The sequence below is a fragment of the Mycolicibacterium vinylchloridicum genome, assembly GCF_013404075.1.
GTDB classification, from domain to species: Bacteria; Actinomycetota; Actinomycetes; order Mycobacteriales; family Mycobacteriaceae; genus Mycobacterium; species Mycobacterium vinylchloridicum.
Genome location: NZ_JACBJQ010000003.1, coordinates 250,229 through 264,658 on the forward strand (window position 1 = coordinate 250,229; position 14,430 = coordinate 264,658).

At 68.7% G+C, this 14,430-nt stretch carries 11 protein-coding genes; all 11 read left to right on the top strand.

Features of this window, described 5'->3' with window-relative positions; translation table 11 throughout:
* Positions 1 to 78: 78 nt before the first annotated feature.
* Genes eccA through eccE form a run of 11 tightly spaced genes read left to right on the top strand, consistent with a single transcriptional unit; the run spans position 79 to position 14,419 of the window.
* Entirely contained in the window at positions 79 to 1,908 is a 1,830-nt protein-coding gene (gene eccA / locus HPC46_RS04660; RefSeq protein ID WP_325096564.1) for a type VII secretion AAA-ATPase EccA, read from the top strand.
* A gap of 57 nt (positions 1,909 to 1,965) precedes the next feature.
* Entirely contained in the window at positions 1,966 to 3,495 is a 1,530-nt protein-coding gene (eccB, locus tag HPC46_RS04665) for a type VII secretion protein EccB (RefSeq protein WP_179467273.1), read from the top strand.
* A complete protein-coding gene (gene eccCa / locus HPC46_RS04670; RefSeq protein WP_179467275.1) occupies positions 3,492 to 7,487 on the top strand; it encodes a type VII secretion protein EccCa in 3,996 nt (1,331 codons plus the stop codon). Before eccB ends, eccCa begins: the two co-directional genes overlap by 4 nt.
* On the top strand, positions 7,484 to 7,795 hold the full coding sequence (locus HPC46_RS04675) for a PE family protein (RefSeq protein WP_179467277.1): 312 nt from the start codon (positions 7,484 to 7,486) through the stop codon (positions 7,793 to 7,795). The genes eccCa and HPC46_RS04675 overlap by 4 nt, the downstream gene beginning before the upstream one ends.
* A complete protein-coding gene (locus HPC46_RS04680; protein WP_179467279.1) occupies positions 7,795 to 9,327 on the top strand; it encodes a PPE family protein in 1,533 nt (510 codons plus the stop codon). Before HPC46_RS04675 ends, HPC46_RS04680 begins: the two co-directional genes overlap by 1 nt.
* Positions 9,328 to 9,340: 13 nt before the next feature.
* On the top strand, positions 9,341 to 9,634 hold the full coding sequence (locus HPC46_RS04685) for a type VII secretion protein EsxS (RefSeq protein ID WP_179467281.1): 294 nt from the start codon (positions 9,341 to 9,343) through the stop codon (positions 9,632 to 9,634).
* The gene (locus tag HPC46_RS04690) at positions 9,634 to 9,921 is read left to right on the top strand and encodes a WXG100 family type VII secretion target (protein WP_005142986.1); all 288 of its coding nucleotides are present in this window, start codon (positions 9,634 to 9,636) and stop codon (positions 9,919 to 9,921) included. The genes HPC46_RS04685 and HPC46_RS04690 overlap by 1 nt, the downstream gene beginning before the upstream one ends.
* A gap of 3 nt (positions 9,922 to 9,924) precedes the next feature.
* A complete protein-coding gene (locus HPC46_RS04695; RefSeq protein ID WP_179467283.1) occupies positions 9,925 to 10,770 on the top strand; it encodes an ESX secretion-associated protein EspG in 846 nt (281 codons plus the stop codon).
* 18 nt (positions 10,771 to 10,788) lie between these two features.
* Positions 10,789 to 12,183, top strand: coding sequence for a type VII secretion integral membrane protein EccD (gene eccD, locus HPC46_RS04700; RefSeq protein WP_179467285.1), 1,395 nt, complete (start codon positions 10,789 to 10,791; stop codon positions 12,181 to 12,183).
* Positions 12,180 to 13,553, top strand: coding sequence for a type VII secretion-associated serine protease mycosin (gene mycP / locus HPC46_RS04705; protein ID WP_179467379.1), 1,374 nt, complete (start codon positions 12,180 to 12,182; stop codon positions 13,551 to 13,553). The genes eccD and mycP overlap by 4 nt, the downstream gene beginning before the upstream one ends.
* A complete protein-coding gene (gene eccE / locus HPC46_RS04710) occupies positions 13,550 to 14,419 on the top strand; it encodes a type VII secretion protein EccE (protein ID WP_179467287.1) in 870 nt (289 codons plus the stop codon). The genes mycP and eccE overlap by 4 nt, the downstream gene beginning before the upstream one ends.
* Positions 14,420 to 14,430: the final 11 nt, after the last annotated feature.

Sequence of the window (14,430 nt, forward strand, 5' to 3'; positions counted from 1 at the left end):
TGCAATGCTAACTTTCTTCAGGTTAGGCAAACCTAAGGAGTGGGGGGTGGCATCGACGGCTGCCCCGGAACGATGCCCATGGACAACGGTGTGGTAATCCCCAGAGTGCGCGCAGCGCGCCTCGACGCAGACCTGGTGAGCCGGTTCGCGACCTGCTGCAAGGCTCTTGGCCTGCCGGTATACGACCGGCGACGGCCCGCCGATATCGTGGCCGCTCGCCGCGCATTCACCGAGCTGACACGAGTCGCCTACGACCAGTGCGATGCCTGGACCGGGCTCGCGGCCACCGGCGCCACCACCGTGGATGTGCTCGCTGCGGTGGTCCGCACCATCGACACCAGCGGCACGCTGCAGCGGCGGATCGAGCTACCGGCCGGGGCGTTGGGCTTCGACTATGACACCGGGCTCTACCTGCGGTTCCGCGCCACCACGCCGGACGACTTCCGGTTGGCTCACGCCGCCGGACTGGCCATCGAGGGTGACTTCCATGCCGCCGACGAGGTGGTGTCCGAAATCCGTGCCCGCAGGCCCGATTGGCGCGAGGCGCGCTGGGTCGACGCGGCCCTGCGGCACCGGGCTCAGCGTTGGGCCGACGTCGTCAAGCTGCTGACCCCGGTGGTCACTGACCCCGGCCTCGACCCGCTGTTCGCCCACGCCGCCAAGATCTCCCTGGGTGTGGCCCTGGCCCGCCTCGGTATGTTCGCCCCCGCGCTGTCCCACCTCGAGGAGCCCGAAGGGCCGGTGGCGGTGGCCGCCGTGGACGGTGCGCTGACCAAGGCGCTGTCATTGCGCGCCTACGGTGACGAGGACACCGCCACCGACGTGTTGCAGGACCTCTACGCCGCGAACCCGGGCAACGAGCAGGTCGAACAGGCACTGTCCGATCCGACGTTCGGTATCGCCACCACCACCGCCGCCCGCATCGACGCCAGAACCGATCTGTGGGACATCGAAACCGAGCCCACCGCAGACGATTTCGTCGATCCCGAGGCGCGTGAACGTAAGGCCGCGTTGCTCGAAGAGGCTGAGCGGGAACTCGGCGAGTTCATCGGCCTCGACGAGGTGAAGGACCAGGTGTCCCGACTGAAGAGCTCGGTCGCCATGGCCTTGCGTCGCGAGGAGCGCGGTCTGGCGGTGGCCCAACGCACCCACCACCTGGTGTTCGCCGGCCCGCCGGGAACCGGTAAAACCACCATCGCGCGCGTGGTGGCCAAGATCTATTGCGGCCTCGGACTTCTCAAGCGGGAGAACGTCCGCGAGGTACACCGGGCCGACATGATCGGCCAGCACATCGGCGAGACCGAGGCCAAAACCAACGCCATCATCGACAGCGCGCTGGACGGTGTGCTGTTCCTCGACGAGGCGTATGCGTTGGTCGCGACGGGTGCGAAGAACGACTTCGGCCTGGTGGCCATCGATACCCTGCTGGCCCGGATGGAGAACGACCGCGACCGGCTGGTGGTGATCATCGCGGGTTACCGCGCCGACCTCGACCGCTTCCTGGACACCAACGAGGGCCTGCGATCGCGGTTCACCCGCAGCATCGTATTCCCGTCCTATTCGGCCGCCGAGCTCGTCGACATCGCCGTGTCCATGGCGGCGAACCGCGACAGCGTCTTCGAGGCCGCGGCACGGCACAACCTCGAGGAACTGTTCGGTCAGCTGGCCAACTCGACGACCCCGGATTCGGCCGGGGTCGCCCGGCGCAGCCTCGATATCGCGGGCAACGGCCGGTTCGTCCGCAACGTCGTCGAACGCTCCGAGGAGGAAAGAGAATTCAGGTTGGACCATATGGACCTGGCCGGTGCTGATTTCACCGATGAGCAGATGATGACCATCACCGCCGCCGATGTGCGCAACGCGGTGGTTCCGCTGCTGCGCGGTCTGGGTCTGACGGTGCCCACATGACCGACCACCGCCGGCGACGATGCAGAGCGAGGCACGAGCGATGAGGAGGAGCGGCGCATGACCGACCACCGCCGATCCTTCTCGTCACGGACGCCTGCCAACGACAACCCCGAGCAAGTCACATACCGGCGCGGGTTCATCACCCGTCACCAGGTGACCGGCTGGCGATTCGTCATGCGCCGCATCGCATCCGGGCTGGCGCTGCACGACACCCGGATGCTGGTCGACCCCCTGCGAAGCCAGTCCCGCGCCGTGATGATGGGCGTTCTGCTGGCGGTGACCGCGGTGATCGGCTGCCTGGTCTTCTCGTGGCTGCGTCCCGGTGGCGTGCCCGGCAGTGACCCGGTGCTGGCCGACCGTTCGACGTCCGCGCTCTACGTTCGCCTCGACGACCGGCTGCATCCGGTGCTGAATCTCACGTCGGCGCGGCTGGCTGTCGGGCGCCCGGTAGATCCCACCACCGTCAGCAGTGAGCAGCTGGACACCTTCGCCAGGGGCAGCATGATCGGCATACCGGGAGCTCCGGAACGCATGGTGCAGAACGCATCTCGTGATGCTGCATGGACGGTGTGCGACGGCACCGGTGGGCCGGCGGACGCCGCAGGCACCTCGGTGGTCGGCGGGCCGGTGGCACGCGGTGGCGCCCATGCCGATGCGCTGGCGGCCGGCCGCGCGATCCTGGTCGGCGGCGCCGAGGGAACCTGGCTGTTGTGGGACGGCCGGCGCAGTGCGATCGACCTCGCTGACCGAGCGGTCACCGACGCGTTGGGCCTGCCTGCTTCGCCGGCTGCGCCGCGGTCGATCGTGCCGGGCCTGTTCAACGCGGTCCCGGAGGCTCCTGCGCTGCGAGTACCCCAGATCCCCGATGCCGGACTGCCCGCGGGATATCCGTTGCCCGTCGCGGCCCCGATCGGTGCCGTGGTGATCGCCTACAGCAATGACGCCACCCCGATGAATTACGCGGTGCTGGCTGACGGGCTGCAGCCGATCAGCCCCGTGCTGGCCGCTGTGCTGCGCAATGCCAATTCCTATGGGCTGGCGCAGCCGCCCCACCTCGGCGCTGACGACATCGCCCGGCTGCCGGTCTCGTCGCAGCTCGACGTGGCGGCGTTTCCCGCTGCGCCGGTCAAGCTCGTCGCCGCGGCCGATGCGCCGGTGACGTGTGCCATGTGGACCAAAGTCGATGGCGCCGCGACAAGTTCGCTGACCTTGCTGTCGGGTTCGATGCTGCCGCTGCCGGACGGCCTGCGATCCGTCGACCTCGTCGGCGGTGCCAATCCGGGTACCGCGACCCGGGTCGCGCTGCCGCCGGGCCGTGGCTACTTCGTGCAGACCGTCGGCCAGCAGCCGGCATCTCCGCCCGCCGGATCACTGTTCTGGATCTCCGACACCGGGGCCCGGTATGGGATCGGCGGAGATCACCAGACCGCGGAAAAGGCCGTCGCCGCACTCGGTCTGACTCAGCCGCCGCTACCGATCCCGTGGTCGGCGCTGACCTTGTTCGCGCCCGGTCCGGCATTGTCCCAATCCGACGCGCTGATCGCCTATGACGCCGTTGGCCTCGCGCTGAAGCAGGAGCCCCGATGAGCCGGCTGATCTTTGAGGCGGGCCGGCGCATGCCCGGCCCGAAGACCCACAAGGGCGCAATCGTGATCGAGGCACCACCTGAATTGCCTCGGGTGGTGCCGCCCTCGCTGCTGCGACGGGCGCTGCCGTTCCTGATCGTCTTCTTGATCGTCGGCATGATCGTGGCGATGGTCGCCACCGGAATGCGGCTGATCTCACCCCAGACGTTGTTCTTTCCTTTCGTATTGTTACTGGCGGCCACCGCGCTTTACCGGGGCACCGACAACAAGATGCGCACCGAAGAGGTCGACGCCGAACGCGCCGACTACCTGCGCTACCTGTCGGTGATCCGGGACAACGTGCGCACCGAGGCTGCCGCGCAACGAGCCGCGCTGTTGTGGTCGCACCCCGATCCGGCGGCGTTGGCCGCAGTTCCCGGCTCGCGGCGGCAATGGGAGCGCGACCCACACGACAGCGACTTCCTGGTAGTGCGAGCGGGACTGCACACGGTACCGCTGCACACCACCTTGCGGGTCAAGGACGCGGCAGACGAGGTCGATCTGGAACCGGTGTCGCACAGCGCATTACGTGCCCTCTTGGACACCCAGCGTGTCGTCCGAGACGCTCCGCGAGGTATCGACCTCAAGACGGTGTCGCGGATCACCGTGGTCGGTGACGCCGCCGAGGTCCGTGCGGCGCTGCGCGCCTGGCTGGGACAGGCGATCACCTGGCAGGATGCCGCTTCACTCGGCATCGCGCTGGCCAGCCCCGAGCTGGAGTCGCCAGAGTGGTCCTGGCTGAAATGGCTTCCACACAGCGATATTCCGGGTCAACTCGACGGTTGTGGACCGGCCCGTTACCTGGCCGCCGACGTCGACGACCTGATCGCGTCCATCGGCCCGGCGCTGGCGCAGCGCCCACTGTTCGGTAGCGACTCAGACGATCCGTTGCGACACCTGCTGATCGTCGTCGACGACCCCGCCCACGCACCGGAGGACTCGGTGCTCGCGACCGGGTGGTCCGGAGTCACGGTGATCTACATCGCCGCAACAGAATCCGCGCCTCGCGCGGGTCAGTATCCCGATCCCGAGCGCCCCGTTCTGCGGGTCGCCGACGGTTCGATCCAGCGGTGGGAAACCGGCGGCTGGCAACCCTATATCGACCGCGCGGACCAGATGTCGCAGGCCGAAGCCGTCCATCTCGCGCGCGGATTGGCGCGCTGGGACTCCAACCCGACGCACGCCGGCCTGCGGTCGCCGGCCACCCGCGGCGCGAGCTTCACCACGCTGATGGGCATTCCCGACGCGTCCGCGCTCGATGTGGCCGACGTGTGGGCGCCTCGCCTGCGGGACGAGGAGCTGCGGGTGCCGATCGGTGTCACCGCCACCGGCTTGCCGCTCTACTTCGACCTGAAAGACGAGGCCGAAGGCGGGATGGGTCCGCACGGCCTGATGATCGGTATGACCGGCTCGGGCAAGTCCCAGACGCTGATGTCGATTCTGTTGTCGCTGTTGACAACGCACTCCGCTGACCGGCTCATCGTGATCTACGTGGACTTCAAGGGTGAGGCAGGGGCCGATATCTTCCGCCACTTCCCCCAGGTGGTCGCGGTGATATCGAACATGGCCGAGAAGAAGTCGCTGGCCGACCGGTTCGCCGACACGTTGCGCGGTGAGGTGGCCCGCCGCGAGAGCATGCTGCGCGATTTCGGACGGCGCGTGCAGGGCAGCGCCTTCGGCTCGGTGACGGAGTATGAGGCTGCGCGCCCCGCCGCCGAAGAGGTCGGGATCGAACTTCCGCCGCTGCCCACACTGTTCGTGGTGGCCGACGAGTTCACGCTCATGCTGGCCGAGCACCCCGAGTACGCCGAGCTGTTCGACTACGTCGCCCGTAAGGGGCGTTCGTTCCGGATTCACATCCTGTTCGCGTCACAGACGCTCGACATCGGTCGTATCCGCGATATCGACAAGAACACCTCCTACCGGATCGGGCTCAAGGTGGCCAGCCCCGCGGCATCCCGGCAGATCATCGGTTCCGAAGACGCCTACCACATCGAATCGGGCAAGGAGCACAAGGGAGTTGGATTCCTGGTGCCCGCACCGGGAGCAATGCCGATCAAGTTCCGGAGCACCTATGTCGACGGAATCTACGATCCGCCGCGCCCCGTCACGTCCTATGTGGTACCCGCGGCACCCGAGCCCGTGCCGTTCACGGCCGGCCCGGCGGCACTCGACGAAGACATCGTGGTGCTGTCCGACGAGCGGTTCGCCCCGGCGGGGTTGCCCCGCAAGTTGATCACCACCATCGGCGATCAGCTGGCACAGTACGGACCGAAGGCACCGCCACTGTGGCTACCACCGCTCGATGACGCCATCCCGCTCGATGAGGTACTGGCCGACGCGGCGGTGTCGCCACGACAGTGGCGCTGGCCGCTCGGCGAGATCGACCGCCCCTTCGAGATGCGCCGCGACCCGCTGATCTTCGAGGCGGGGTCGTCGGCAGGCAACATGGTGATCCACGGCGGCGCGAAGTCCGGAAAGTCCACGGCGCTCCTGACATTCGTGTTGTCGGCCGCGGCACTGCACTCGCCGCGTGACGTCACGTTCTACTGCTTGGACTACGGCGGCGGTCGGCTGCGCGGCCTGGAAGACCTGGCCCATGTGGGCAGTGTCGCCTCGCCGCTGGAGCCCGAGCGGATCCGGCGCACGTTCGGCGAGCTGGAGCAGCTACTGCGGTCGCGGCAGCGCACTGCGGCAGGGCAGGGCGGTCACTCCGACGAGTACGGCGAAGTGTTCCTGCTGATCGACAATCTCTACGCCTTCGGTCGCGACAACACCGATCAGTTCAACACCCGTAACCCGTTGCTGGCCGTCGTTGCCGAACTGGCCAATACCGGCCTGGCACACGGCATCCACGTCGTGGTCACCACGCCGAACTGGCTCGAGGTGCCGCTGGCGATGCGCGACGGTCTCGGGTTGCGTCTGGAGCTTCGCCTGCCTGACCCGCGTGACAGCAACGTCCGGGTGACCGACGGCCTGCGCCGTCCCGCCGAATCGGTGCCGCACGACCAGCCGGGTCGCGGCCTGACCATGGCCGGTGAGCATTTCCTGTTCGCCGAGCCCGATCTGGGGCGGATCCCGGCGATCAACGCCGCCTATCCCGGGCTGCAGGCGCCGCCGGTGCGGTTGCTGTCCGCCGACCTCGATCCGGCCGAGGTGGCGCCGCTGTACCGCGGCGGCGAGCGGGTGGTACTGGGCCAGCGCGAGCTGGATCTGGCGGCGGTGGTGCACGATTTCGCCGAGCATCCGCTGTTGATGGTGTTCGGCGACAGCAAGACGGGCAAAACCACCCTGCTGCGCCATGTGATCCGCACCATCAGGGAGAACTCGACCGCATCGGAGGTCGCGTTCACGGTGTTCGACCGGCGCCTGCACCTTGTCGACGAGCCGCTGTTCGTCGACAACGAGTACAGCGCGAATATCGACCGGGTCACCCCGGCGGTGATGGGACTCGCAGCACTCATCGAACAGCGCCGGCCACCGGCCGGCTTGCCCACCGCCGAACTGGCCTCATGGAACTACCGAACCCAGGGCGGGTCAGCGCACACCCACTACCTGATCGTCGACGATGTCGATCAGATCCCCGACGGCCCCGCCATGAGCGGTCCGTACGCCGGCCACCGGCCGTGGACGCCGCTACTGGGATTGCTTTCGGCGGCAGGCGATCTCGGATTGCGCGTGATCGTCACCGGCCGGGCCGGGGGATCAGCGCACACGCTGATGACCAACCCGTTGCTTCGTCGGATGAATGACCTGCAGGCGGGTGTGGTGATGCTGTCGGGCAACCCTGCCGACGGTGCCAAGATCCGTGGGCACCGGTTCACCAGGATGCCGGTCGGTCGCGCAATGCTGCTCGGCGACAGCGACGGCCTCGACCACATTCAACTTGTCAATCCATTCACTCACGCGCACAGCACATCTCGGACCCGATTCGGAGAGGACAACCCATCATGACCCTACGTGTCATCCCTGAGGGCCTGATCTCGGCCAGCGCTGCGGTAGAGGGCTTGACCGCTCGGCTGGCCGCCGCGCACGCGGCGGCGACGCCGTTGATCACCGCCGTGGTGCCCCCGGCGGCCGACCCCGTCTCGCTGCAGGCCGCGGCCGGCTTCAGTGCCCAAGGACTGGAGCATGCGGCGACCGCTGCCCAAGGCGTCACCGAACTGGGCCGATCGGGTGCCGCGATCGGTGAGTCGGGTACCGGCTACGCCACCACCGATGCGGCCGTGGCCGCCTCCTACCTGATCGCACGGGGAGGCTGATGACCGCGCCAATCTGGCTCGCTTCACCACCGGAGGTGCACTCGGCGCTGCTGAGTGCCGGGCCGGGCGCCGGTGAGCTGCTGGCCGCTGCCTCGGCATGGCAGATACTGAGCGCCGAATACTCCGCTGCGGCAGTGGAACTCACTCAGATTCTGGCTGCCGTCCAGGCCGGGTCGTGGCAGGGGCCCAGCGCCGAGCAGTACGTCGCGGCCCACGCGCCGTATCTGGCGTGGCTCGAACAGGCCAGCGCCAACAGTGCCGGGGCGGCCATACAGCACCACACTGCCGCCGCGGCGTACAGCACCGCGCTGGCCACCATGCCGACGCTGGTCGAGCTGGCCGCCAATCACACCGTGCATGGGGTGTTGTTGGCCACCAACTTTTTCGGTATCAACACCATCCCGATTGCCGTCAATGAAGCGGATTACGTTCGGATGTGGATTCAGGCCGCCACGACGATGAGTGTTTATCAGGCCGTGGCCGGCACCGCGCTGGCCGCTGCGCCCCAGACCTCGCCGGCCCCCACGATCGTGCTGCCGGGTGCCGAGGCGTCCTCGGCGCTGGCCGCGACGGCCGTGGCGCCTCAGGCCAGCGAATCCGGTTCCTCGCTGACCAATTCGAACTGGCTCATCCAGCTGCTCGAGGCGTACGTCAAGGCACTTCCGGATGGCGACCTGATCTGGGACTTCCTTACGCACCCGGTGCAGAGCATCCAGCAGATGATCGTCGACTTCCTGACCAACCCGGCTCAGGCCTGGGCGACATGGGGTCCGCTGCTGTCGGCATTGGTGTATCAGGCGATCCTTCAGCCGGTCGGATGGACCACCTGGGGGCTGGCGTTGAGCTCGCCGTTCCTGCTCCCTGCGCTCGCGGCGGCGGCGCTTCCGCTGCTGGGCCTGCTGGCTCTGCAGCCCAACATGCCGGCGCCCGACCTCGCCCCCGAACCCGTTGCGTTGCCGGCACAGCCGCAGCAACCGAACATGTGGCCGGTATCCTCGACCGCGCCGGCTGCTCCAGCGCCCGCAGCCCCCGCGCCGGCGGCCTCCGCAGCGCCGGCCGCCCCCGCGGCGCCGGCCGCACCGGTACCCGCGGCACAGGGCATCTTCTACGCCGTCGGCGGCGCCGACCCCGATGGAGATCCGGGTCCGGCATTGACCGAGGGCAGCGGCAGCAAGGCCCTCGTACCGGAAGCCGCCCCCGCGGCCGCCGCACTGTCCTCGGTGCAGGCCAAAGAGCGAGCCAGACGCCGGCGCGCCCAGCGGGTCAAAGACCGTGGCCACCGCGACGAGTACATGGACCTCGACAGTGATGTCGGGCCGCCCCCGGAACCGGCGCCGCAGCCGAGCACCTCGTCCTCGGATCGAGGCGCGGGACCGATCGGTTTCGCGGGCACCAAGACCCGGACTCGCGGTGTGACCGCCGCGGGGCTCACCGAACTCGCCACCGCCACAGGCGAGGGGCCCACCATGCCGATGTTGCCGACCACCTGGGACAGCAATCCCGACGACGAAACAAATTACCACCGAGAATGATTGGAGAAATGCAGTGAGCATGTTAGACGCCCACATACCGCAGCTCGTGGCCGCCGAGGCCGCGTTCGGCGCCAAAACCGCGCTGATGCGCAGCACGATCGCTCAAGCCGAGCAGGCCGCGATGTCCGCCCAGGCTTTCCACATGGGTGAGTCGTCGGCCGCCTTCCAGGCCGCGCACGCGCGGTTCGTCGAGGTTGCCGCGAAGGTCAACTCGCTTCTGGACATCGCCCAGATCAACCTTGGCGAGGCCGGCGGCACCTATGTCGCCGCAGATGCCGCTGCCGCAACGACATACGGAGGTTTCTGATGTCCCAGATCATGTACAACTACCCGGCCATGATGGCGCACGCCGGCGATATGGCCGGGTATGCCGGGACGTTGCAGGCGGTCGGCGCCGACATCGCCACCGAACAGTCCGCCCTGCAGGGCGCCTGGCAGGGTGAGACGGGTATGACGTACCAGGCTTGGCAGGCGCAATGGAACCTGGCCATGGAGGAACTGGTGCGCGCCTATCGGGCGATGTCGATGACCCACGAGAGCAACACGCTGTCGATGCAGGCGCGCGACCAAGCCGAAGGTGCCAAGTGGGGCTGAGACTTGGCCGCACATAACGCGGTCGAGCTGACCGCCGATTCTGCCTGGCTCATTGCCGACAGCGTTGGCGCCGGCTCTCTTCCGTGGGTGCTGGCGATCACGCCACCCCTGACCTCAGCGCGCGAAGCCGGGCTGACACTCGCCCGGTTGCGCGCGGAACTGACCCGCACGGGGGTGATGTCGGACGACGGGTCAGTGGATCCGACGGTGGTGCGGTGGGTTCGCACCGTGTGCGCGCCGGAGCGGTGGCTGGAACTCCGCTACGTGCGGGGCAGCGGTGCTGATCTGTTGCGCGGACTGGTGGCCCGGCGTGGCGACCGCACCGTCGTGGCGCTGCGCAGCGGAGAGCTGGTCACCTTCACCGAAGTCGACATCACCGATCCCGCGCTGCTGGCCCCGGTGGTCACGGCGGGCCTGGCCGGTCGCGCGCCGGCGCGGTTCACCGAGTTCGTGCTGCCGACCCGGGTCGGGGTTCGCGCCGACGAACGCTTGCGTGCCGGAGCCGATCTCGGCGCCGTCCTGGACCACTTGGGCTTGCCGGCCTCGGCGGTCCCGGTGGTGCGATCGGTGTTCACCGGGGCGCGCAGCTATGTCGAGGTGCGTGCGGGCTCGGCCCGCGACGGCGTGCACACCCTCAGCGAGGTCGGTGTGGGCATCATCGATGCCGAGGCGGGCCGCGTGCTGGTGAACCCGGAACTCGCCGCCGACGGCGAGTGGCTTTCGACCTTCGCGCCCGGCACCCCATTTGCGATCGCCCTGGCGCTCGATCGGCTCACCGCGACACTGCCCGACGGCCGCTGGTTTCCCGCCGCCGCGCTGGCGCGCGACTTCTCCAGCACCACCATCTGATCAAGAGAGAGAACAACAATGACCGAAACCCCGGTGCTGCCGATCGTGCGCGTCGCCGTGCTGGCGTACGGCCGGATCACCGACGTGGCCTTGCCCGCCGAGCTGCCGCTGCGCGAGATACTGCCCGCGGTGAAACGGCTTGTACCGCAGCCGGACTCAGATGGAGAGACAGCGGTCCCCACGCCGATGACGCTGGCACCGATCGGTGGCGCGCCGTTCAGCGTGGATGCGAGCCTGGACACGGTCGGCGTGGTCGACGGCGACCTGCTTGCCCTGCAGCCGATTCCGGAAGGGCCGACGACGCCAGGGGTGGTCGAGGACATCGCCGACGCGGCCGTGATCTTCTCGGCGGCACGCAAGAGACCCTGGGGACCGCACCGCCTGCAGTTGGGCGCGCGCCTGGCCGCGGCGGTGTTCGTCGTTGCGTTGACCGTTATCGCTGTCGCCCATCGTGCGGCGACCGCATCGGTGATCGGTCTCTATGCGGTGAGCGCTCTGGCGGTGCTCGCCGCGGTCGCCGGTCTGCTGTTGCGGGCGCGCTCGGCTCGGGTGGCGACGCAGGTGTCGGCGGCGGCGCTGCTCCCGATCGCGGCGGCCTTCTGGCTGGCCGTTCCGGGACTGTGGGGGGCTCCGCAGGTGATGCTGGCGGCCGCGGGTGTGGCCGCATGGTCATTGATCGTCCTGACCCAGACCGAACGCAGTGTCGGATTGTTCACCGCCACAGCGGTTGTCGGGACAGGTGCCCTGCTGGTGGCCGCCGCGACGTCCCTGTGGCAACTGCCCGCGCTGATGGTCGGGTGCGCATTGATCGTGCTGGCCCTGCTGATCACCGTGTCGGCACCCGGGCTTGCGGCGATGTGGGCGCGTTTCCCGTTGCCGGTGATCCCGGCGCCCGGTGATCCGACGCCGTCGAGCCCGGCGGCCCGGCTGCTTGCCGATCTGCCGCGCCGGGTGCGCGTCGGCGAAGCCCATCAGACCGGTCTGATCGCGGGCGCAGTGCTCTTGTCGTCGGCAGGCTCACTTCTGGTGGCCGGGCGTACCGAAGCGCCGGGCGCCTGGGGCTGGTACCTGGTGGTGGCCGCCGCGGCCGCGGCAGTGTTGCGGGCCAGGGTGTGGGACACCGCGGCCTGCAAGGGCTGGCTGCTTGCCCAGCCGTTCCTGGTCGCCGGTGGGCTGCTGGTCGCCTACGTCGTGGATCAGCGCTTCATCCCTGCGCTCTGGACTGCGGTGGTGCTCGGCGCGTTGACCGCCGTGTGGGTGGTCGTGGCAGTCAACCCGGATACGGCTTCGGCGCAGCGGTATTCGCTGCCGGTGCGCCGCCTGGTGGGCTTCCTGGCCGCCGGTCTCGACGCCTCATTGATCCCGGTGGTGTTCTATCTGGCCGGCATCTTCACATGGGTCCTCGATCGATGATGCGGGCCGCCGCGGTTGCCGCGGTGGTGCTGCTGGTCACCGCTCCGGCGGCCGGTGCCGTCGACCCGCCCGTCGCGGATCCCGCGACACCGCCACCGCCCGGCGCGGCCGGGCCCACCGGTGGGATGAGTCAACGCTCCGAATGCGTCACCACCGGGATCCGGCCGGGCAGTGATCCCGGGGTGGTGACCGCCAACCAGACAATGCTCGATCTTGCAGGCGCAGCTGCGTATTCGCGCGGCGACGGCCAGACGGTGGCGATCATCGACACCGGGGTACGACCGGGACCGCGGCTGCCGAACGTCACCGGTGGCGGTGACTACCTTGCCGCCGGGGACGGGCTGACCGACTGCGACGGCCACGGCACGCTGGTGGCCGGAATCATCGGCGGGCAACCCGGCCCCGACGGATTCAGTGGCGTGGCTCCAGGAGCGCGGCTGCTGTCCATCCGGCAGACCTCGCCGAGATTCTCACCCAACGCCGGCGGCCGGGACCTCGCCTCGGTGCAGGCCAGCGTGGAGATCGAGACGTTGGCCCGAGCGGTGGTGCGCGCTGCCGACCTCGGCGCCACCGTCATCAACATCTCGACGGCCGCCTGCCTGGCACCCGACCGACTCGGCGATCAGCAGACCCTCGGAGCGGCCCTGCGCTACGCGGCGATCGACAAGGACGTCGTCATCGTCACGGCCGCAGGCAATTCCGGTGCCACCACCACCGGCGAACCTGGAATGCAATGCGCATCGAATCCGGTCGGCGATCCGTCACGGCCCGGCGATCCGCGCAACTGGGCGGGCGTGACCTCGGTGTCAGTACCGTCCTGGTGGCAGCCATATGTGTTGTCCGTCGCGGCGTTGACAGCCCAGGGGCAGCCGGCCGACTTCACCATGGCCGGACCCTGGGTGGGCATCGCCGCGCCCGGCGAGAACATCGTGTCGGTCAGCAACGACTCGACGGGCGGGTTGGCCAATGGCATGCCCGACGGCCGCGGCGGGATGGCACCACTGGACGGAACCAGTTTCGCCGCCGCGTATGTCGCAGGCACGGCGGCGCTGGTCCGAAGCCGCAACCCGGATATGCACGCCGATGAAGTGGTGCGGCGACTGACGTCGACCGCTCACAACGGCGCACAGGCCCCCTCCAACCTGATCGGCGCCGGAACTCTCGATCCGGTCGGAGCCCTCACCTGGACGATCAACCCGGGCAGCGACACCGCAGCGACACAAACCACCAAACAACTTGCGGCCCCTGCGCCGCCACCGGTGGTAGATCACACGTCGCGAACGGTGGCTTTCATCGGGACGGCGGTGCTCGCGGCCGTCGTCGCGGTCGTCGTTGTCACCGCGCGCAGACGCAAGGAGGAACTGGATTGACCGGCATACCCGCCCCTGGCGTTGGGCGCCTCACCGTCGTACTGCTGGCCGTTGTTTCGGGGGTGCTCACCTACCCGTGGCAGTCGACCAATGACCGGTGGGCCCTCGGTGGCGCCGTCGCAGTGGCGATGTTCGCCCTGCTCTGGTGGCGCGGCCGCTACCTGACCACGATCGTCGGACTGCGTCTGCGGGTACTGTTGCACCGCAAACCGATTCACGTCACACCGACCGATCTACGGGTGTCAGGTGCCGACGCGGTCACGACGGTGCTGGTGCGTGTCGACAACCGCGACCGTGAACTACCGCACGGTCTGCTCGCGGGTTACCTCGATCGTTATGGTTTGCGGTGCGATGCGGTGCGCGTCACCACCCATACCGCTCGGGCCGGCGCGACGACGTGGATCGGGCTGACCGTCAGCGCCGCGCGGAATCTGAGTGCTCTTCAGGGCAGGTCGGCGCAGATACCACTGCGGGATGCCGCCGAGAACGCGGCCCGCAGGCTCATCGGCCACCTCCGTGAAATGGGTTGGACCGCTACACTTGCCGACCCGAATCAGCTGCCGGAACTGGTGGCAGCGGACGCGTGCGAACGGTGGCGGTCGGTCACCGACCAACGCGGTCACCTGACCGCCTACGCGGCCACGACCCCTGAAGCTCTGGCGGCGGTGAGCGACGGCGCCACCGAATCCTGGACAGTGGTGGAGATCGCGGGAACGTCGTCGCCGGACCGCGTCAGGGCGGGCGCGGCGATCCGCACCGAAGACCGGCCGGCGGCGGCGCTGCCGGGGCTGGTAGCGATCACCGGGCGACAGGCCAGTGCACTGGCTGCGCTGCACCCGTTATCAGGTGCACGCGTGGTCAATTGACGAAAGGGAGC

Bases quoted from the DNA above. Each gene is read 5' to 3' on its own strand.
- eccA (WP_325096564.1), top strand. From the start codon at position 79: ATGGACAACGGTGTGGTAATCCCCAGAGTGCGCGCAGCGCGCCTCGAC.
- eccB (WP_179467273.1), top strand. From the start codon at position 1,966: ATGACCGACCACCGCCGATCCTTCTCGTCACGGACGCCTGCCAACGAC.
- eccCa (WP_179467275.1), top strand. From the start codon at position 3,492: ATGAGCCGGCTGATCTTTGAGGCGGGCCGGCGCATGCCCGGCCCGAAG.
- HPC46_RS04675 (WP_179467277.1), top strand. From the start codon at position 7,484: ATGACCCTACGTGTCATCCCTGAGGGCCTGATCTCGGCCAGCGCTGCG.
- HPC46_RS04680 (WP_179467279.1), top strand. From the start codon at position 7,795: ATGACCGCGCCAATCTGGCTCGCTTCACCACCGGAGGTGCACTCGGCG.
- HPC46_RS04690 (WP_005142986.1), top strand. From the start codon at position 9,634: ATGTCCCAGATCATGTACAACTACCCGGCCATGATGGCGCACGCCGGC.
- eccD (WP_179467285.1), top strand. From the start codon at position 10,789: ATGACCGAAACCCCGGTGCTGCCGATCGTGCGCGTCGCCGTGCTGGCG.
- mycP (WP_179467379.1), top strand. From the start codon at position 12,180: ATGATGCGGGCCGCCGCGGTTGCCGCGGTGGTGCTGCTGGTCACCGCT.